Raw genomic sequence first — 20312 nt, 5'->3', positions numbered from 1 at the left:
TTAACCAATAGTATTGGCACTTATGTTCTTCGACGCGTGAATTGCGGCGCCTGTATTGCTATAGTGCGGCCTCTCCATTAGACGATAGAAATTGCCAAATGCGTTCAACCATTATTCTGATCAGTGGGCCCTCGGGCTCAGGTAAATCCAGCCTTAGCGAAGCCTTAGCCGCCTCACTCAGTGAAAGCCAAGGGCCTGATTGTGTAAATATCATCCACGAAGATAACTATTATCGGAATCAGAACGATAAACCCTTCGCCGAGCGCTGTGAACAGAATTACGATCACCCGAGCGCCTTTGAGCATGAGCTGCTATTACAGCAATTGCAGCAACTGCAAGCTGGGCATAGCGTTGATATGCCGGTTTATGACTTTAGCCAACATACCCGCAGCGACCAGGTAAAAACCCTGAAGCCCTGCCCCATCATCATTGTGGAAGGCATCTTGTTGCTGTCACAAGATAAATTACGCAACTTTTCAGATCTTAATATCTACGTCGATACGCCCATGGATATCTGCTTAATAAGACGTTTAGAACGGGATATCCAGCAACGCGGGCGTGATATGGAGTCCGTATTGAGCCAATATCAAGCCACCGTGCGCCCCATGGCCGAAGCTTATATTCTGCCCTCCCGTCAGCAAGCGGATGTGGTATTATCTGGCACCGCAGAGCCGGGACGCAGCCTGGCATTACTTCGTGATCACCTATCCCATAATGTGAACACGCAGGCATAGGGCCGCAAGGCTTATACAAATACAACAATACCGCCAAGGAGCGTCCTTTGACTTCTTTGATACCTCTAGTGGGCATGCTGTGCCTGCTGGCCGTTGCTTTTGCATTTTCGAAAAACCGCAGCTCAGTAAGCTGGCGCACGGTTGGTGCCGCCTTTATGCTGCAAGTATCCTTAGGCGCCTTGGTTCTTTATGTGCCCTTTGGCCAAACCATGCTGGCCAGCCTCTCGGAAACCGTTTCCAGCGTTTTAAACTACGCCCAAGATGGTATTAAGTTTTTGTTTGGTGACATTGGCCGTATGAAGATGGGCTTTATCTTCGCCTTCCATGTTCTGCCCGTGGTGATCTTCTTCTCTGCTCTGGTTGCCGTACTCTACCACTGGGGCGTAATGATCTGGGTAATTCGGGTTATTGGTGGCGGCCTACGTAAGCTACTAGGCACCAGCCGCCCAGAATCAATGGTGGCGGCTGCGAATATTTTTATCGGCCAGGCCGAAGCCCCGCTTACCATCAAACCTTATATTCCTACACTTAGCCGCTCACAGTTATTTGCGGTGATGGTAGGTGGTACCGCCACCGTTGCAGGTTCGGTATTGGCCGGCTACGTTGGGCTAGGTGTTGAGCTTAAGTATTTGCTTGCGGCCAGCTTTATGGCGGCGCCAGGCGCCCTACTGATGGCTAAAATTTTAGAGCCTGAAACCGAAGAGCTGGATGCCGCCAGCGAAGAAGGCGAAATCTATAAAGAAGAATACGTCAATGTGATCGACGCCGCCGCAAGCGGTACCTCACAAGGCCTGATTCTAGCGGCCAATATCGGTGCTATGTTGATCGCCTTTATCGCTCTGATTGCGATGCTAAACGGCATCCTAGGTGCTGTAGGTGGCTGGATTGGTTTAGAGCATTTATCTCTTGAATGGATCTTAGGTCATGTCTTCCGCATTGTGGCGGTATTAATGGGCGTGCCTTGGGAAGAATCCATTACCGCTGGCAGCTTAATTGGCCAGAAGCTGGTACTGAATGAATTTATCGCTTACGCCAACTTTGCCGAGATCAAAGATCAGCTAAGCCCATACAGCCAAGCCGTTATTACCTTTGCACTATGCGGTTTTGCTAACTTCTCTTCGATTGGTATCTTACTGGGTGGCTTTGGCACTATCGCCCCAGAGCGTCGCAAAGATGTTGCCAAACTCGGCCTAAAAGCTGTAATCGGTGGCTTTATGGCCAACCTGATGAGTGCTTGTATTGCTGGTTTCTTCTTGTCTTTTACCTTAGCTGGCTAAGCGCTAAATTCAGTAGCCTGGCTGTTCTGGGGGCTTTAATTGCAAGCCCCCAGAGTTTTAGTCTTTTAAACCTTTCTGCCTGCGCCTTCCCAATAAGGATCTTTCAAGCGTTTCTTAAATATCTTGCCGCTATCTTCCCTTGGCAAGGTATCGTGGATATCCAGCTTGCGAGGCATTTTGAATCTTGCCAAATTACCTTCTAACGCCTGCTGCAAAGCTTTCAGGCTTAATTCACTGCCAGCTTGTAGCTGTACAGCGGCGACGATTTTTTCACCGAACTCTTCATCAGGCGCGCCAAATACGGCGCAGTCCAATACTTCGGGCAGACGTAAAATTTCAGCTTCGATTTCACTCGGAAAGATATTGGCACCGCCCGAGATAATCATCTCTTTTTTGCGATCGCTAATAAACAAGAAGCCCTCTTCATCTAGATAGCCCACATCGCCAACCGTGGCAAAGCCTCCCAGTTCCTGATCGCCGAGATCGCCTTCGCTATTGGTGTAGCCAAAGCCCGATGCGAGCATGGAGTGGATATAGATGGTGCCGGTTTCGCCCGCTGGCAGTTCATTAAGCTCATCATCGAAAATTTTAATGGCCGTACCTTCGCGGGCACGACCAACAGAGCCCGGTTTTTCTTGGGCTTCAGTCGAGCTGATTAAGGTCATAAAGCCCAGCTCGCTAGCGCCATAACTTTCATTAAACACTGGGCCAAACCAATCGATCATAGCTTCTTTTACATCTACCGGACAGGGCGAGCCGGTGGACACGGAATAACGCAAGCTGCTCACATCGTATTTGCTGCGCACTTCTTGGGGCAGTTTTAATAGGCGCACCATCATGGTGGGGACAATATAGGCGTGGCTAATCTTGTGCTCTTCTACAGCCTTAAGGAAGGCCTCAGGATCAAACTGAGGCTCTATGTAAATATCCACTTGCGGCGTGGCCAGTGCCGATAAGCTCAATGTATTGGGCGCACTATGATACATGGGTGCGGCCATATAAAACTTATCGCCAGGCTGTAGGAACATAAAGCCCTGCCCTAGCATTTGGTACATCATATAGCGATCAGGGGCATCGGGGCTGGCTGGGCGAGTGATCCCCTTGGGTCGGCCAGTACTGCCGGAGGTATAAGCGAATAAGCCCCGTACCTTTTGAGGCTCCGTAGCGATCTCTTCGCTTTTGTCGATTGCCGCTTCTAATGACTGAACGGTAGACTGCTTTTCACTACTGTCGAGATTGTATTTTTCAACAATGGATTTCGGTGTGTTGCAGCAAAACACAGAGATCTTATCGCATTGCTGATTAAAGACCTCATTGCCAGATAAAGCACCCAATAAGTCCTGATGGGCGATTAAAACCTTAGATTGAGAATCTTCCAAGATATGGGCTATCTCAGCGGCAGAGCCGTGCCAGTTTAGCGCCACATAGCGAGCCCCAACATAGCGGCAGGCCTCGATAATCTGCAGATAGACCGGCTCATTGCGCATTAATATAGCAATCGCATCATCTGGCTCAACGCCACTGGCTTTTAATACCGCGGCAATTTTTCTGGCAGCACTGTGAAAACTGCTTTCATCAATAGCCTGATCGGCAAAATAAATCGTAGATGACATACCGGCTCCTTATTGTTATTTCTGGATGGCCTAAGCCCTATCACTAGGCTCTCACTATTTGATGATATTGGCCATGGTGGAAGACGACATTCAGCTGGGGAATGAGGCTAGCTAAGGATGTATGGAGGTATGATTTAGGGATCTAATTCTTAAAAGGGGTCAGACCCTAGAGGGTCTGACCCCGGAAACGGAGCTACCTACCTTAAGCTAAAAGAACTGCTGATAGCCATGGTAAACAATAGTGAGTAATACAAAGTAACTCAGCGCATTAAACTGAAATACATGGCGTAATAAGTTAGCACGCTCAGCTAAAAGCTCTGCCACCCTTGAGGCTTTCAACATACGGTATTCAATATAAATCGTGGCCGCATAAGCCAATACGAAATCAAGAATTAGAGAGGACCACCACACAAAGTTCATAGTGGCCTCTGAGGGCTCGTAGAAAATTGACCATATTAACGGATCAACTCGCAGTAAAAGAAAAACAGCCGGAATTATAAAGACACCCGTCAGGGTAGAGTATAAGTTGAATTTAAAAACACATAGGGCCAGTTGTTTGAAACCTACCTCAGGGGCCAATCGCTTTAAGTACGCAAGCTCGATCAAAAATACAAGGACAGCTCCAAACAAAAATGCGTAAGCGTTCACCATAAAAATAATAGGAAGCCCACCATTTGCCTCCGCCAGCTGAGGCAAGAAAGAAGCCGCCATCAAAACAGCTATAGGGGGTATTTTCAAAAATCGATTACCCCCTTGAGCCTTATTAAACACTATGCCGCATTCCCACGCAGTTCTTTTACCGCCAGCTCCAGATCAGCAGCTGTAGCTTGCTCGGGCTCGACTGTGTCTGCCGCAACGACTTCAACCTTGGACCAAAAACGTCTTGGCAAGGAGAGCATTGCCTGGCCGTTTTTATGACTGAAGAAGCTTCCCCATAATCCTTTAAGAGCCATTGGCACTACAGGTACTGGATTACGTTCAAGAATGCGCTCGATACCAGCTTTGAACTCATTGATTGCGCCGCTTTCGGTAAGCTTGCCTTCTGGGAAGATACACAATAAATCCCCGGCTTCTAGACCTTCGGATATTTCATCAAAAGCTCGCTCATAGGCTTCTTTATCAACATGCTGGGAAATAATAGGAATAGTACGCCCTGTTCTGAAAATAAAGTTCAATACCGGCAAATCATAGATGGGCTTAAACATGATAAAGCGAATCGGGCGACGTACTGCACCAGCCAGTAACAAGGCATCCATATAGCTCACGTGGTTACAAACAATGATTGCGCCACCTTTTTCGGGGATCTTATCCAGATCTTTGTGCTTAACACGGTACATGGTGTGGCTAAGAATCCATACCAAAAATCGCATGGTAAATTCAGGTACCTGATAAAAGATAAACAGTGCAATGCCGATGTTCATTAAAGCTATGGTAAGTAGGAAATAAGGAATGCTCAGATCAAGCACCGCTAGGAATAAAACCCCCATCAAGGCTGAGCCCACCATAAATAAAGCGTTCATAATATTATTTACGGAGATCATTTGAGCGCGTGTTTTTTCCTCTGAACGAATTTGAATCACGGCATACAGCGGCACAATATAGAAGCCACCAAAAACACCAATCATCATCAGATCAAAGATAACTGGCAAGCTTCCCGGCGCCATTAGAAACTGCCAGAAATCACCGTTATCCAAGGCTACAAAGCCGGCTGCTGCAAAATAACTGTGAATACCGAATAGACTGATACCGGCAGCACCAAAAGGCACCAAACCCATTTCTACCTTCTGGCCAGACATTCTTTCACACAATAAAGAACCCAGCGCAACGCCAACAGTAAACACACACAACAAAAAGGTAACGACGGTAGGATCACAGCCCAAAACATCTTTGGTGAATACGGGCAGCTGAGTTAAATACGCGGCGCCAATAAACCAAAACCAAGAAATACCCAAGATCGATAGAAATACGGTGTGATTTGAGCGGGCCATTTTTACAACACGCAGTGTCTGGCTCAGTGGGTTCCAGTTAAATTTTAGATCTGGGTTGGAAGCCGGTACTTTAGGAATAAAAAGGCTCGTCATAAAACCAATTCCAGATACGGTTACCACCGCAATAGATACCCAAAGTGTGGCCTGCTCGCTGTTAGCTAAAACACCACCCAATACAGTACCTAATAAAATGGCACTAAAGGTACCCATTTCGATTTGGGCATTAGCACCTACCAGCTCGGTTTCATGCACGGCTTGGGGAAGAATGGCATATTTAACAGGGCCAAACATCGCCGATTGAAAGCCCAGCAAAAAGAGCACACTCATCATCGCTGGCACACTGTTTTGCCACATCGCCCATGCAGCAAAGCCCATGATGACAACCTCAAAGGCCTTGATCCATTTTATTAAAGCGGCTTTATTGAATTTATCGGCCAACTGGCCAGCCGATGAAGAAAACAAAAAGAACGGCAGAATAAACAAGCCGGCGGCAAGGTTACTCAATACCGCCATTTGCTCACTGTTTTGACCAATACTGAAAACCAGTAAAACGATCAGCGCATTTTTAAAAACATTATCATTAAAAGCACCAAAGAACTGTGTCAGAAAGAGAGGCAAAAACCGTCTCTGACCGAGCAACTCAAACTGACTACTATGATGTGACATGCTAATTCCTTTTCAATAAATCTGATGAGCCACTAGGGGCACTCTTGTTAACCACAGGGGCATTCCAATGAGCCACTAGTGACTATGCAGCTGGAAACTGTTTGTCCGTACCCGGACGGCGAAGACGCTGAAAGCTTTGAACTTCCCATGGGCGAATAGCTAACATCAGGCTACTGCCAAAACGCTCCTCAAGCGGTAGGTTCTTATCCTCTTCGGCGAGCTGGTTAAACTCGCGTGCCAAACTTTCTATTTTGCGCTGCATAATGGCATTGGCGCTTGGGGATAACATAGCATTTTGGAACAACATTAGCTCGCCCGCGCCATCAAAGCTACTGGCGAAATAATCGCTTTGAATTTGCTGACGGAAATACTGCTGAATTGGACCTTCAGGCAACCAGCGAAAGCCACGATCAACCAATAACTTAATGCGATTATTGGGCAGCAACTCAATCAAACGAAGACGATCGAGTTTGGCTAAGAGTTGCACACACTCTGCGCCACTGAGTTGATAGGTATGCACGATCTCGTGAAACTGCCATCTATTCAATGCACAAACCGCCACCAAAAGTAATTTGGGCTGGTCAACCAGTTGCTGCTCCTGCTCTTGGCTTAGCTGGCTGATAGATTGCTGGGCCTGGGCCTTATTGGCCAACTCGGCAACCGTCATACCAAGCAGTTCGCAGAGACTATCGAGCCTTTGTAGGGAGATATTGGCTGAGGAAAACAGGCGCTTTACGCTAGCCTCGCTCAACTCTAAGGCCTTAGCCACATGGGCATAGGTCTTACCTTGGGCCTTCAATTCTCGTTTCAGGCCATCAACAATAGCTTGGGTCTGGGACATAAGCACCTCAATCAATAGGCAGATATTTGCTTTCGAACTGGGGCAATACTGGCCTTAAGGATTATATTTCGCAACCATTAAAGTCAATAGTTGCGTAAATCTCAACATAAAGCATCAAATAACGATACCAATCAGATTTCAGAGCAATGCAGGGAAATGTCCAACGATAAGATTAAGAGATAAACTGTCTGTTTTTTGAACGATTCAAAAATACGAAGATGGGGCAGCTGAGTAGCTGCCCCGAAATACTGTTTAGTGTTGCCAATTGGGAATGCCAATTAATGATGGCAGTTAAGAGGTATAGTTAAGGCTGTCCTGATCGTTAACCACATTAAAACTGCGAACAACTTCAGTTTTGTACTCGGGCTTTAGCACCGTAGAAACCGTCACAAACTCAGTGGCCGCCTTATCGTGATCCAGCACTACTCGTACATAACCGTTATAGCGGTTGTCGGTGTAAATCACTTCAGGGTTATGCTCAGCGACCAAATTATCAAGCAGCTCTGCCCCCTCAATACCTAAGCGCAGAAAGTCACCTGGCGAGCTAATTCCAGTAGTGCCAATTTCTACCCCCATGCGCTCACCTTTTTGATTAAAGAGCTGGTTTTGCCAGTAGGCATGGCTATCACCCGTCAGTACCAAAAGGTCTTTGGCGCCCGCAGCCGCACACAAATCATAAAAACGTTCACGAGCCGCCCCGTAGCCATCCCAGGTATCAAGATAAAATGGCAAGTCCAACTCACCTACGCGCCCCATCACTTTCCATTCTTCTGCAACCGCATCGCTAGGGTCCTTTTTGCTTAAACCTTTGATTAGATCGTTAAAAAATGGATGCTTTAAACTGGGGACATGGGTTCGAGCCATGGGGATTTGATTGGCAATAATGCGCCAGCGGCGTTTTTCAGATACAGAGTTACGCAGAGATTTATCGAGAAAAGACTCCATATCTTTTGAGAGCATGTTTCTCTCTGGGGCCGCAAGCACTTCCTGCATAAAACGATCACGATCTTGCGCCGTTTTAATATTCGGTAAGTGCTCAGCATAATCAATTTGCAAGGCACGCCCGGTATGGCGCGTTTCCAAAGTAATGATATCGGCCAGATCACCATAGCTGAAGTTACGCCAGTACTGGGCTCTACTCATACCGATAGAAGGCTCACGAATTGGCATCCATTCGTAATAAGCCTGTAAGGATGCACTGCGACGATTGGACCAATTACCTTCGGTTTCTGGCTGGTGATTTTGCGCACCATTCATCCATGGGTTATTCGTTGTCTCATGATCATCCCAGATTGGAATTAGCGGGTGAGCCGCGTGCATATGCTGTGAACCACGGTCTGTCTTATACTGAGCATGCCGCTGACGATAATCTTCTAAAGAAACAATTTCATGGGCAGGCAGGTGCACGCGCCCTATTTCCTTGCCAACTTTACCGCCCCAGCCATCTTCAGCATATTCATAGATGTAATCGCCTAAGTGCAATACCAAATCAACTTGTTCATCTTTGGCGATGGCATCGTAGGCATTGAAATAACCAAACGGAAAGTTAGAACAAGAAGCAACCGCCAAGCCTAGCTGGCTAACATGCCCACTCGCCAGCGTTTTTGTACGACCAATCATTGAGCTATCAGCAGCGGTTTTAAAACGATAGAAATAACGGCTGCCCGGTAGTAATTTATTCACTAAGACTTTAACCGTGAAATCACGCTCGGCACTTGTAGTCTGATTACCACTGGCAACAATATCGTTGAAATCTATATCTTTGGCGACTTCCCAACTCACGTTTTCAAAATCTTTGTCCGTGCTCACTCGAGTCCAGATAACCAAGCTATTGTGATCCGGATCACCGCTGGCTACACCATGCTGGAAAGAGCTGGCCGCTGAGCGGCTTTTATTTTCAGTAGTACAGCCCACTACCGAAAGAGCGGACGCTGCCGTTACACCGGCTAATAATTGGCGACGGGAGAGAGGGAATCGCATAACAAACAACCTAAATCAAATAAAAAAAGAGGCCCGAAGGCCTCGTATAAGGGACTCTTAAAAATCCAGAGTAGCTGATAAAGAAATCGTGCGTGGACCACCTAGCCAAGCAGCGTTCTCAGCAATGGTGCCAAGATACTGCTTGTCGAAAGCGTTGTTAACAAGCAGCTTCACATTAGCGCCTTTCGCGAAGCCCGCTACATTGTCCAAACGAGCACCTACATAAAGATCTGCTGTTGTATAGGCATCGGCCGTCCAGCTATTGCTCTGATTCACAAAGCGATCTCCGGTGTATTTAGCTGAGATACCCGCATAAAACATATCACTAGTCCAATCTACGCTCGCCGCAAATTGGCTTTCAGGAATGCCGGCTACATCGTTGCCCGGATCAATTCCATTGCTAGCATCAACAGCCGCATCGCCAGAGCCAAGATAAGTGGCATCGTTGTAGGTGTAGGCGACAAACAGATTAAGCTGATCGTTCATCGCGTAATCTACTGATAACTCAAGACCGCTCGCTTCGATACCACCAGCATTAAAGAAGGTGCCGTTAGTGCCAATGGCAAAGTCGGGGCCAGCGGTAGTACTGTTATCCAAAAAGATAATGCGATTTTCAAAATCGTTTTGGAAGTAAACCGCTGATGCAGTGATATCGCCAGAGTTGTAACGCAGACCAAGCTCCATGTTTTCTGAAGTTTCTGGCTCTAGGCCATCAATATCAGCGGCAGGACGCTCTAATACTAGGTCGTTAAGCGCTCGAAAGTTCTCCGCATAACCGGCAAATATTTCTAAGCCATCGATATCGGTTTCCCAAACGAAACCACCTGATAGCAATACATCGGAATCAGAATCTACCTTCGCGTTTAAGCTCGAGTCGAAGTGATCTTCACGCTCGACCTCAACAAAAAATTGCTTTACGCCTAGGGTAAAGGTAACAGGGCCGGTACTTAAACTATTTTGTAAATACCATTTGGTAGTGGTTTGTGGGTAAGTACGGCTGTACTGCACAAAGTATGGCTGCGGGTTATAAACAAAGCCCACACGGGTATCAACACTATGCCAATCACGATACTCATCGCGCTCTTGGTCTTCGTACCAAACACCGGCACGAATCTCGTTATCCATACCTGCAAGCTGCATATCCCAAGTAAGGTCCACGGCCAAACCACTGCGTGATTTTTTGTAGTGCGTGTTACGGAATGACATCACAGGGATGGCACCATCGGCATAGCAAGAAGGATCGTATTGTGCAGATGCTGTGGCAGCAGGGACGCCATACCAGTTATTAACCGTGTAGCTTGGCGTACAGTTTGGATCTGGGCTCAGTGCATTACCATCAGCATCAACAAAATAAATGCGATCACTGGTGTCTATGCCCGCCTGCGCTGCAGTCGTACCGCCAAGAAATTCAGTATTACCACCTTGATCATCGGTAGCGTTGATTAAATAAGGCGGCAACCAATCACCACGACCGGCATTCTTGTGATGGTACAAGGACGTTACAATGTTTAAATCTTCGCTGATGTCACTATCGAATTTTACGTAGCCCAATAGGTTCTCACGATTCGTTGACCAACCACGGCGAAACAACTGATCCTCAAATGGCACGCCTGACCAAGGGCCGGTCAAACCATCTTCGTAAGGCAATTGATTAAACTGCGCCTCAGAGTAGATACGCTGGTAGTTATCTTCATGAATTTCATCATAAGAGATGTATGCGCTGATCTCTGTATTTGCAACATTAGAAACCAGTTTGGCGGCAGCGTGCTCGCGCTCATTCTCAGCGGTTTCCGTAACCCAGTCCGTTGCCTCTTGCTTAGCAAAAGAAATCCACGCATAGGTATCTTCACCCATTAAGCCGGTATCGAAACGCACGGCCACACGTCGAGCATCTTGCTCACCTACTGAGCCTTCAACACGGATACGCTGTTCTTCTAGAGGCGCATCTGTCAGATAATTTAGTGTACCACCCAAGGCTTCGTGAGAGCGTGAAGCAATATCAGCCGTACCTTGAGATACTTCAACACCGCTTAAATTCATAGGATCAACAAAACGGTTAGCCTTTGCACCACCGCCGTAGTTTGAACCACCATTAGGAATACCATCGATGGTAGTACCTACTTGCTGTTCAGATAAGTTGGTAGTGAAACCACGAATAGTAATAGCTGTTGACCAATCGTCAAAGCCGTATACATCGCCTTCGTTTACGGTAACTCCAGGTAGATTATCAATCACTGAGTTAACACTAGTGATGCTGGATTGCTGCTGCTGCATTCCTTCTGAAACCAGGTTATTACTATAAACCTGTTTTTCTAAAACGATAACTTCTTCGATGCTGTCACTCGCTACGGCGCTGCCTGCGGCGGCTGAAATAGCAGCGGCCAAGGCACAATGTAAAAACATCGGCAAACGCGGCTTGCCCGTGGTAGTAAAACGCATTGCTGAATCCTCTATATTGTCACTTTTAATTGAAATGGGCGCTTCATTCCCCCAAAAATATTTTTATTGAACACCTATTCAATAAAAATCTGAGGAAAATTTAAACCTGGGGGATGACAATTGGATGACAAAACGATGAAGCTTTTATCGCGCCCTTAGAAAGTGAGCAACAGGACTAATTTTGAGTCTATTTACAACTAAAAACAGCTGGAAACATAGCTCCGTAGCTCAGAAGCTCAGAAGCTCAGAAAAGATGGTTTTCACTTTGGCTAGGGCAAAGCCTTGGCAAGCAGATCTTTAGCGATTGCAGGGCTTGGATCTACCGCGGCCAATACCGAGCGTAGCCAATAACCATCGATCAACACAGCCAAGGTGCTGGCGACTTCAAGGCTCGTTCTACGATCATATATCTGCGATAAATCATAACGAAGATTGGACAATAAGCGGCGCTCATAGACTTTCTGCAAGCGAAACAAGGCTTCACTGAACGGCACTTGAGCCCAGAACGATAACCAAGCATTCACGACGTAAACATCACTTTGCTCAGCGCTGAAAATAACCTCTACGGTAGCATTGATTCGCTCCAGCGGCTGATCGCAACGACTGCGACTCACCACCATTTGCTGTTGCAGATCACACATCAGATGCCACATGGTGGCTTGAAGCAGTTCATCTTTGCCACCAAAGTAATGGGAAATAATACCTACCGAGAGCCCAGCTTCGCTGGCGATTTTACTGATGGTGGTGTCAGCATAACCATGCTCACCAACAATTTTAATGGTCGCCTCTATCAATTGCCGACGACGCAGTTTTTCCATTCCAACTTTGGGCACAATCTAATTCCTAGGCTGAACCTATCGATAAGCTACTGAGTTTTTTACGAGTGGCAACGCCTAAAAAGCACAGCATAAGTAACAAATGACAAAACAGCAGGCTAACATAAAAGCTATGATGGCCCCAATGCTGCATGTAATAACCCGCCAATATTGGACCGATAATGGAACCAAGGCCATTGCATAGCAACAGCAAAGCGCTAGCGGTAATGGGCGAGCTGTGTTGCACTTTATCTTGCGCCAAAGCCACTGCCAAGGAATACACGGGTAAACATGAAGCCCCCAGCATCAGCGAAGGTAGCGACAAGTTTATAAAATTATTCGTCCCTGTTGTCGTCTTTGTTACCCAAATACAGCCAATAACAGCAAGCACACCAACACTAGATAGCATCAGCAGTAAGCGGCTAGGCTCCCAATAACGAGCGGCCAAGGTGAGAGCCAACTGCATTAATAAGGCGCCGATGACAAAGGCCAAAATCATTTTGGACGTGGTATAACTATTCGAGAAGAACTGCTCCCCAAATGCCGGCCCCATGCCGAACAACACCCCAATCATAAGTCCCGAGATAAGCGAAACAAGATAAGGTTTAGGATCCAAACTAAACAGGCCGGCAAAATTCATCTCGGCAGAAGATTCAAATGGTTTTTGCGGTTTAGATCTATAGGCCTGTACTGGCTGCCAAAAAAACCAAGGAACAAACGCTAGCACAGCCAAACCAGCAGCAACGTAAAAGAAGTGACTGTAAAAACCAGTATTAAGCAGCAATGGCAGCTGCCCGCAGCCTACGCCAATATACCAAACCGCCATATAGTAGGAGAAATACCGCCCCCGACTATTACTGCAGCTGCGTGAGTTAATATAGCTTTCGACTGTAACATAGATACTGGCGATACATAGGCCACAAAAAAACTGTAGTAAGGCCACTGCAGTTGCCAGGTGTACGGAACCCAATAGGCTGATTGCCAGAGTAAAAAAGAAGGCCGCAAAGCCTAAGTAAGCTTGATGGCTAAATTTTTTAAGTAAGGAAGGACCATACCAACTGCCCACTAAAAAGCCGCTGTAATAGCAGGCCATAATAATGCCGGTTAACAGTGAAGATTGACTCAGGAGCGAGGTGCGATAGCTAACACTCGTTTCCAGCAAGCCGTTTCCCGCGAGCAATAGCACAGTGGCAAGGAGCAAGATTGCGATATCTTTGCGCAATGAAATCGAAAAGACCGCAGCTGGAAGACTTATCATGGGTAGGCAAAGCCCGTTAGGAAAATACCTACCCTATAATAAGCATTAGTATGTCAGTTTGATGAAAGCTTTAACGCTTCTTATTTGGCCTAGACTTATTGGGCTTTCTAGTTGAATTCGCAGAGCCCGATGGTTTCTTAGCCGCAGGGCGCTCACCGGAAGCTGAACGCTTCTGTCCGCCACTTTTAGCTGGCCCAGCAGAACGCTTATCCCATTGGCCACCGCGAGCTTTTTGATATTGTCCGCGGCCTTGCCCTGCTCGCTGTCCACCACGACCACGCACTGGCTGATTACGTGAGGGAATCAAGTGCTCTGGCCCATCACCAATAACATCTTCGCGCCCCATTTCTCGGGCCGCCTCGCGCAGTAAATCCCAGTTTTTAGAATCGTGATAACGCAGCAAGGCCTTTTGCAATCGACGCTGCTTGTAATCTTTGGGTACGTAAAGCTTGCGCCCTTTGTAGCTGAGCTTTTTCAGCGGATCTCGCTCGGCATAGTACATTGCCGTCGCCAAGGCCATTGGCGATGGGTAGAAGGTTTGTACCTGATCGACCCGGAACTTGTTACGCTTTAACCAAAGCGACAAATTCAACATGTCTTCATCTTCACAGCCTGGGTGTGCAGCAATAAAGTAAGGAATTAAATACTGCTTTTTGCCTGCCTCTTTCGAATATTTATCGAACATTTTCTTAAAGGCATCATAGGTACCGATACCAGGCTTCATCATTTGGTTGAGCGGCCCATCTTCGGTGTGCTCAGGCGCAATTTTTAAATAGCCCCCCACATGATGAGTCACCAGCTCTTTGACGTACTCAGGATCTTCAACCGCCAAGTCATAACGTAAGCCCGAGGCAATCGCGACTTTCTTAATACCTGGTATCGCACGCGCCTTACGATAGAGCTCTGTGGTCTGCTTATGGGAGGTTATTAAGTTTTTACAAATGCCCGGGAATACACAAGATAAGCGGCGGCAGCTGGCTTGAATCTCATCACTCTTACAGTTTAAGTGATACATATTGGCGGTTGGGCCACCCAAATCAGAGATTTGCCCGGTAAAGCCTGGCACCTTATCACGAATATCTTCGAGCTCACGCACCACAGATTCTTGCGATCGGCTTTGAATCACTCGACCTTCATGCTCGGTAATAGAACAGAAACTACAGCCACCAAAGCAGCCCCGCATAATATTGACCGAGGTTTTAATCATCTCGTAGGCTGGGATATTGGCATCACCATAAACTGGGTGCGGCCTGCGCTGAAAGAACAAGCCAAATACCGCATCCATTTCTTCTGTACTTAATGGAATCGGCGGCGGGTTCACCCATAACTCTTGCTTACCGTGACGCTGCACCAGTACTCGTGCATTGTGTGGGTTAGCTTCTTGGTGAAGTACTCTTGAAGCATGGGCGTACAGCGCCGAATCTGATTTTACTTTTTCAAAAGAAGGCAAACGAATATAGGAAGGCTTATCGCTTTCTCGAGCTTCGGCCTGTAAAGGCATAGGAATAATACGAATAGGCTCAGCGGCCGCTTCCGCTTTCTGCTCTGGGGCCGGCTGCTTATCGACGGCGCAGCCACTCGGCTCTTCATAATCGTATGGGCTTTTACCGTAAGCTTCGGCCAAGCTTTCAATATTCTTTGGCCAATCAATTCGAGTGGAATCAATTTCTAGCCAGCCCTGTGGCAGCTGCTTACGAATAACCACCGTGCCACGCACATCATCCAGCTCTGCAACGGGCTCACCTGCCGCTAGGCGATGTGCCACTTCAGCCAGTGCTCGCTCGGCGTTTCCGTACAGTAGAATATCGCCTGCGGCATCAAAGATAACCGAGCGGCGCACCTCATCACTCCAGTAATCATACTGGGCGATGCGACGTAAGCTCGCCTCGATACCGCCAAGTACCAGAGGCACATCGTTATAGGCTTCTTTACAGCGCTGGCTGTATACAATCACTGCGCGATCCGGGCGTTTATCAGGCTCGGCATCGGCGGTGTACGCATCGTCATTGCGAACCTTTAGATCAGCCGTATAGCGGTTAATCATGGAATCCATATTGCCGCCAGTGATGCCGAAAAAGAGATTCGGCTTACCGAGTGCCTTGAAGGCCTCCGCTGAGGTCCAATCTGGCTGGGAAATGATCCCTACGCGAAAGCCCTGAGCCTCTAAAAAGCGGCCAATAACGGCCATCCCAAAGCTTGGATGATCGACGTAAGCATCACCGGTCACAATGATGATATCGCAGCTGTCCCAGCCCAGTTGGTCCATCTCTTCGCGGGACATAGGCAAATAAGGCGCCGTGCCATAGCACTCAGCCCAGTATTTGGGATAAGAAAAGAGATCTGGTGCGGCAATAGGACCAGGAGTATTGCTGGAAATAGGTACAGTCATTGTGAGGATATATCAGGCTAGTTGAGGCCTATTGTCCCAAAAAATGGGCTCCGGGCAAAGCCTAGAGGCATAAGCGGCTAGTTTTTGTATGATCCGAAAAAGAAAGGGGCTCAGATACAGTAGTCCGAGGCCTTATCTTGGCTTGGCTTAAGCTGAGCTGAGTCACTAACAAGAGAACCCTGATTAGCGCTCAGTTGTATAAGCTGGCCGGCCTGCTTTTGTAATACATCGGGGGACATTGGCCGAGCATAAAAATAGCCCTGGGCTTGGGAGCAACCAGACTCAAGCAACAAATTAAACTGCTCACGAGCCTCCACCCCCTCGGCGACCACGTCGAGGTGAAGCTGGCTGGCCATCGCTACAATGGCGCTGCACAGCGCTGCATCAGCTGGGTTTTCAGCAACTTCATGAACAAAGCTACGATCTATCTTTACCCCATCTACCGAGAAACGGCGCAAGTATCCCAGCGAAGAGTAACCAGTGCCAAAGTCATCAATCCAGACCTTCACCCCCAAGCGGCGAATTGCGGCCAGATCACGCCCTATCTTCTCTTCTTGGCTGGCGATGGTCGTTTCCGTGACCTCCATCTGCAATAGCTTAGGATCGAGTTGATAGCGATTTATGCTATCGCGAAGATCAGCGACAACATCACGCAGCTGAAATTCAGCCGCAGAGACATTTAGAGCAACCGGTAGATGCCCCAAGTCACTACTTTGCCATTCATCCAATTGGCGGCAGACTTCATGGGTTACCCAACGACCAATTTGAGCAATTAAAGTGGTTTGCTCAGCAATTTCTAAAAAGTACTCCGGCCCTATCAGACCACGTTGAGGGTGCTGCCAGCGTAATAGTGCCTCACTACCCACCATTTGCCGGCGGCGGACATCGAACTTAGGCTGGTAAAACAATCGCAGCTCCTGGTTCTCTAGCGCTCGCTGAAGCTCTACCTCTACCTTTAGGCGTTTAATCGCTGAGATACTCATAAACTCGGCGAAAAACTGAAAATTATTGGGCCCTACAGACTTAGCCTGGTACATCGCCATTTCAGCATTTTTCAACAATAACGCTGGAGTCTTGCCATCTTCTGGACATAGACAAATACCGGTACTCGCGCCCAAATGTAAGACATGATCGCCATTACGGAACGGCTCTAACATAACCGCCTGAATCCTTTGCGCCAACACAATCGCATCGTGGCCGCCGTCGATTTTCGGTAAAATTATGCCAAATTCATCGCCACTAAAACGTGCTAAATAAGCCAACTCATCTTCGGCACAATCATGATAAAAGCCAGTAATAACTTGCCGTAAACGTCCCGCCACTTCGAGTAAAATTTCATCGCCAACTTCATGCCCGAGAGAGTCATTAACACGTTTAAACTGATCTAGATCGATAATTAACAGGGCAAAAGGTTGCCCGCTCTTTTTATTTCGCTCCAGCTCCTCGGCCAGCCATTTAAAAAACTGATGGCGGTTCGCCAAGCCTGTTAAGCTATCTCTATAACTTAATCGGATTAAACGACGCTGCTGCTCATGCAGCTGCTCGCCAATGCTTTGCAATGATGCGGCCATGCCCCGCAATGGGTCTTTGCTATTGAGTTTGAGGGTGGAGTAATAATCACCTTCAGCCAATGTATTGGCATAGCGATTAAGCGTTGCTAAAGAGGCATTTTCACTTCGGGACAGAACCCAAGAGAAATACGCTACTGCAGCCAAACACAAGGCGAACATTAACAAGAACAGCCACCAATCCAAGCCTAGCTCAGGCAGAACAATCAGCTCTGCGGAGTATTGCTCAAGTTGATTTAATGACAACAGCAAAGCAACAATTTGAGGCTCGGCTGCTGATTGGTTTAGCGCTTGAAACAGCAAACCCTGATCTTCATCAAGCAAAACTGATTCGCTAAGCGGCCCTGAAAAACCATTCGCAAAGGCTCCGCCTAATTGCTCATGCAGCTGCAATCCAGCCAGGGCTTTTGGCAATACGATAGTGTAATCATTGGCAATAAGAAATGCTTTAGTTACACCTTTACGGGCTTGCAATTGAATAAGTAGCTCATCCAGGCTGGATGTATCTGAAGCTTGCGAAAGAACGTTGTTTTTAAAGCGCTCATTATTTGAATGTAGCAACGTAGAACTAACGCTAATTAATTGTTGCAGACTCTCTATCTTATTATGCTGAGACTGCTGCGCTAAGGCTCTGGCACTACTGAACTGATGGTTATCATTGTGAGAGTTAAAGGCGTTATAGCTTAATAAAGTCAACAGCAAAGCTAGGCATAAAACAACGCTGCCTAGGGTAAGCGACAAGACTGCTGTAGATCGCTTGTGCAATGGCTCAGCCAAAGTAACTCCAATAAACTACGGGTCACCACTTATAATTAACAATATGCGCCGTAGGCGTTTGTGGTGATCTATTAATTTTTTGTTTTTCTATTTTTAGGGGGCTCGATCGAAAAGCCGGCCAACCCGTTCAATCATCAAAACTGCGGCCCGTAGAGTAACACATTTAGCGGCATTAACTAGGTCTGCCAAAGCTAGCACCTAGCACTTAAGTGCTTAGTAATCAAAGTTAACAGCTTGCGAACAATCAGGCTTAAAAACGATCAATTCAAGATATTTGAAAACTATACCATTAACGCCCAATAGATCAGACCATAGCCAAATGCTTAAGGGCAAAGTATCCTAAGCACCTCTATATCGATCAAAGCAATGCTGTACTATGAATGACCCCCGCTACTATGCTGCCATTGACTTAGGCTCTAATAGCTTCCACATGATTATCGCTCAGGAATTGGAAGGTAGCCTGACGGTGATCGATCGCGTAAAAGAGATGGTCCAAATTGCTCGAGGCATCAGTGGTGATGGCGAACTGGCCGAAGATGCGAAACAAAGAGCCTTGGAGTGCCTGGAGTGCTTTCGCGAACGACTAGCAGAGTTCCCCGCTTCCAGCGTGCGAGCCGTGGGTACAAAGGCTCTGCGTAGTGCCGATAATAGTGAATTTCTACAAGTCGCCCAAGATGCACTTGGACATCCAATTGAAACTATATCGGGCTATGAAGAAGCGCGCTTGGTGTTTCAAGGGGTAAGCCACTCCATACCACAGCAACAGGGCCAAAGCTTGGTCGTTGACATCGGCGGAGGCAGCACTGAATTCATTATTGGTCACCAGCAAACCCCGCTGTTACTCGAAAGCCTAAGCTTGGGTTGTGTAACATTTAGCCAACGATATTTTAGTAACGGCTGTACTCCACAAGCCATGCAGAGCGCCTATCTAGCGGCTTGCTCTGAATTGGAAGTGATCAGCAGCAACTATCGCCAGTGTGGCTGGGATGTTTGCTTTGGCGCTTCCGGCACAGTTAAAGCTGTCGCGAGCTACCTTGGTGAAAACAGTGCTTATATTGACCGCGAAAACCTTGCACAACTCTTCCTTGCTGTTGGCGAAAACGGTATCGCTACCACAGGAGAGCTTGCAAAGCTTAGAAGAGAGGTTTTACCGGCTGGCATAGCCATTCTAAAGGCAATTTTTGACCAGTTAGACATCGACAGCATGCATGTTTCGGATGCCGCTCTAAAAGAAGGCTTAATTTACGATATCGTTGGCCGTCTTAGCGAGAAGGATATTCGCGACCAAACCATTGGCCAAATGAGCAAGCAATATCGTGTCGATGTTGCACAAGCTAAACGCGTAAGCCTCTTCGCCCAAGCCTTGTTACAAGAGCTTGAACTAGAAGAGGAGTATCACAAGCTGATTAAACCCCACAAATTATTACACTGGGCAGCAATGGTGCACGAAATTGGCCTTACGATTTCACACAATGACTACCATTTGCATGGGCACTATATATTGCGCCATAGCGATATGGCCGGTTTTAGCCGCTTAGAACAGCACTGGCTAGCCCAACTGCTGCTGCTGCATCGTAAAAAGCTTCCGCAAACCCTCGCCAACAATCTGCCTAAAAATCTAAGCGCCTGTGTGCTTTGCCTAAGACTGGCCATATTACTGCACCGAAAGCGTCAAGATTTAAGTCTTGCGGTCCATTTACAGCAAAACGGTAATACCATTACTCTTAAAGTTGAAAATCTAGATCAACACCCATTGACACAAAAGAACCTTAAACAAGAGCAAGAGCAATTAAGAGCGCTCGGACTCAAGCTCGAACTAGATACCTAGGGCCTTGTAATTGGCATGTTATGCCTTAAATGACCAAGCTGCCTTGATTGTGATCTGGTACACATTTTAATCTTGTATCCGCTCGCTTGACATGACACTATTCGCACCTGCTCAAATAATCACCACGCCCCAATAGGCC

13 protein-coding genes are annotated in these 20312 nt (G+C 47.3%); 3 read left to right on the top strand and 10 right to left on the bottom strand.

Features of this window, described 5'->3' with window-relative positions:
* The first annotated feature begins 98 nt into the window (after positions 1-98).
* Complete coding sequence (udk, locus tag Q1A41_RS01740) at positions 99-734, top strand: uridine kinase (protein WP_299973830.1); 636 nt, start codon at positions 99-101, stop codon at positions 732-734.
* Positions 735-781: 47 nt separating this feature from the next.
* On the top strand, positions 782-2011 hold the full coding sequence (locus Q1A41_RS01735; protein ID WP_363322327.1) for a NupC/NupG family nucleoside CNT transporter: 1230 nt from the start codon (positions 782-784) through the stop codon (positions 2009-2011).
* A gap of 65 nt (positions 2012-2076) precedes the next feature.
* Here Q1A41_RS01735 and Q1A41_RS01730 read toward each other — a convergent pair whose 3' ends face one another.
* The 10 genes from Q1A41_RS01730 to Q1A41_RS01685 all read right to left on the bottom strand — a co-directional run bounded on the left by Q1A41_RS01730 (position 2077) and on the right by Q1A41_RS01685 (position 18345).
* Complete coding sequence (locus tag Q1A41_RS01730) at positions 2077-3624, bottom strand: AMP-binding protein (protein ID WP_299973827.1); 1548 nt, start codon at positions 3622-3624, stop codon at positions 2077-2079.
* A 207-nt stretch (positions 3625-3831) separates the two neighbouring features.
* Entirely contained in the window at positions 3832-4044 is a 213-nt protein-coding gene (locus Q1A41_RS01725; RefSeq protein WP_299973824.1) for a hypothetical protein, read from the bottom strand.
* A gap of 350 nt (positions 4045-4394) precedes the next feature.
* Entirely contained in the window at positions 4395-6278 is a 1884-nt protein-coding gene (locus tag Q1A41_RS01720) for an MFS transporter (RefSeq protein WP_299973822.1), read from the bottom strand.
* An 82-nt stretch (positions 6279-6360) separates the two neighbouring features.
* Positions 6361-7119, bottom strand: coding sequence for a helix-turn-helix transcriptional regulator (locus Q1A41_RS01715; RefSeq protein WP_299973820.1), 759 nt, complete (start codon positions 7117-7119; stop codon positions 6361-6363).
* Between the two features lie 291 nt (positions 7120-7410).
* Positions 7411-9099, bottom strand: a complete 1689-nt coding sequence (locus Q1A41_RS01710) for an alkaline phosphatase D family protein (RefSeq protein ID WP_299973817.1) — start codon at positions 9097-9099, stop codon at positions 7411-7413.
* Between the two features lie 57 nt (positions 9100-9156).
* On the bottom strand, positions 9157-11538 hold the full coding sequence (locus tag Q1A41_RS01705; protein ID WP_299973814.1) for a TonB-dependent receptor: 2382 nt from the start codon (positions 11536-11538) through the stop codon (positions 9157-9159).
* Positions 11539-11807: 269 nt separating this feature from the next.
* Positions 11808-12371, bottom strand: coding sequence for a transcriptional regulator BetI (gene betI / locus Q1A41_RS01700; protein ID WP_299973811.1), 564 nt, complete (start codon positions 12369-12371; stop codon positions 11808-11810).
* Between the two features lie 10 nt (positions 12372-12381).
* Positions 12382-13611, bottom strand: coding sequence for an MFS transporter (locus Q1A41_RS01695; RefSeq protein WP_299973807.1), 1230 nt, complete (start codon positions 13609-13611; stop codon positions 12382-12384).
* 70 nt (positions 13612-13681) lie between these two features.
* Entirely contained in the window at positions 13682-16000 is a 2319-nt protein-coding gene (locus Q1A41_RS01690; RefSeq protein WP_299973804.1) for a YgiQ family radical SAM protein, read from the bottom strand.
* 110 nt (positions 16001-16110) lie between these two features.
* A complete protein-coding gene (locus Q1A41_RS01685) occupies positions 16111-18345 on the bottom strand; it encodes a bifunctional diguanylate cyclase/phosphodiesterase (protein WP_299973802.1) in 2235 nt (744 codons plus the stop codon).
* A 376-nt stretch (positions 18346-18721) separates the two neighbouring features.
* On the opposite strand from Q1A41_RS01685, the gene Q1A41_RS01680 reads away from it, so the two are divergent.
* On the top strand, positions 18722-20173 hold the full coding sequence (locus Q1A41_RS01680) for a Ppx/GppA phosphatase family protein (RefSeq protein WP_299973799.1): 1452 nt from the start codon (positions 18722-18724) through the stop codon (positions 20171-20173).
* Positions 20174-20312: the final 139 nt, after the last annotated feature.

Origin of the sequence: uncultured Pseudoteredinibacter sp., from assembly GCF_947502065.1 — a bacterium.
Lineage (GTDB): Bacteria > Pseudomonadota > Gammaproteobacteria > Pseudomonadales > Cellvibrionaceae > Pseudoteredinibacter.
The sequence above is the reverse complement of the archived record's forward strand: the minus strand, read 5'-3'. Positions and strand labels throughout refer to the sequence as shown.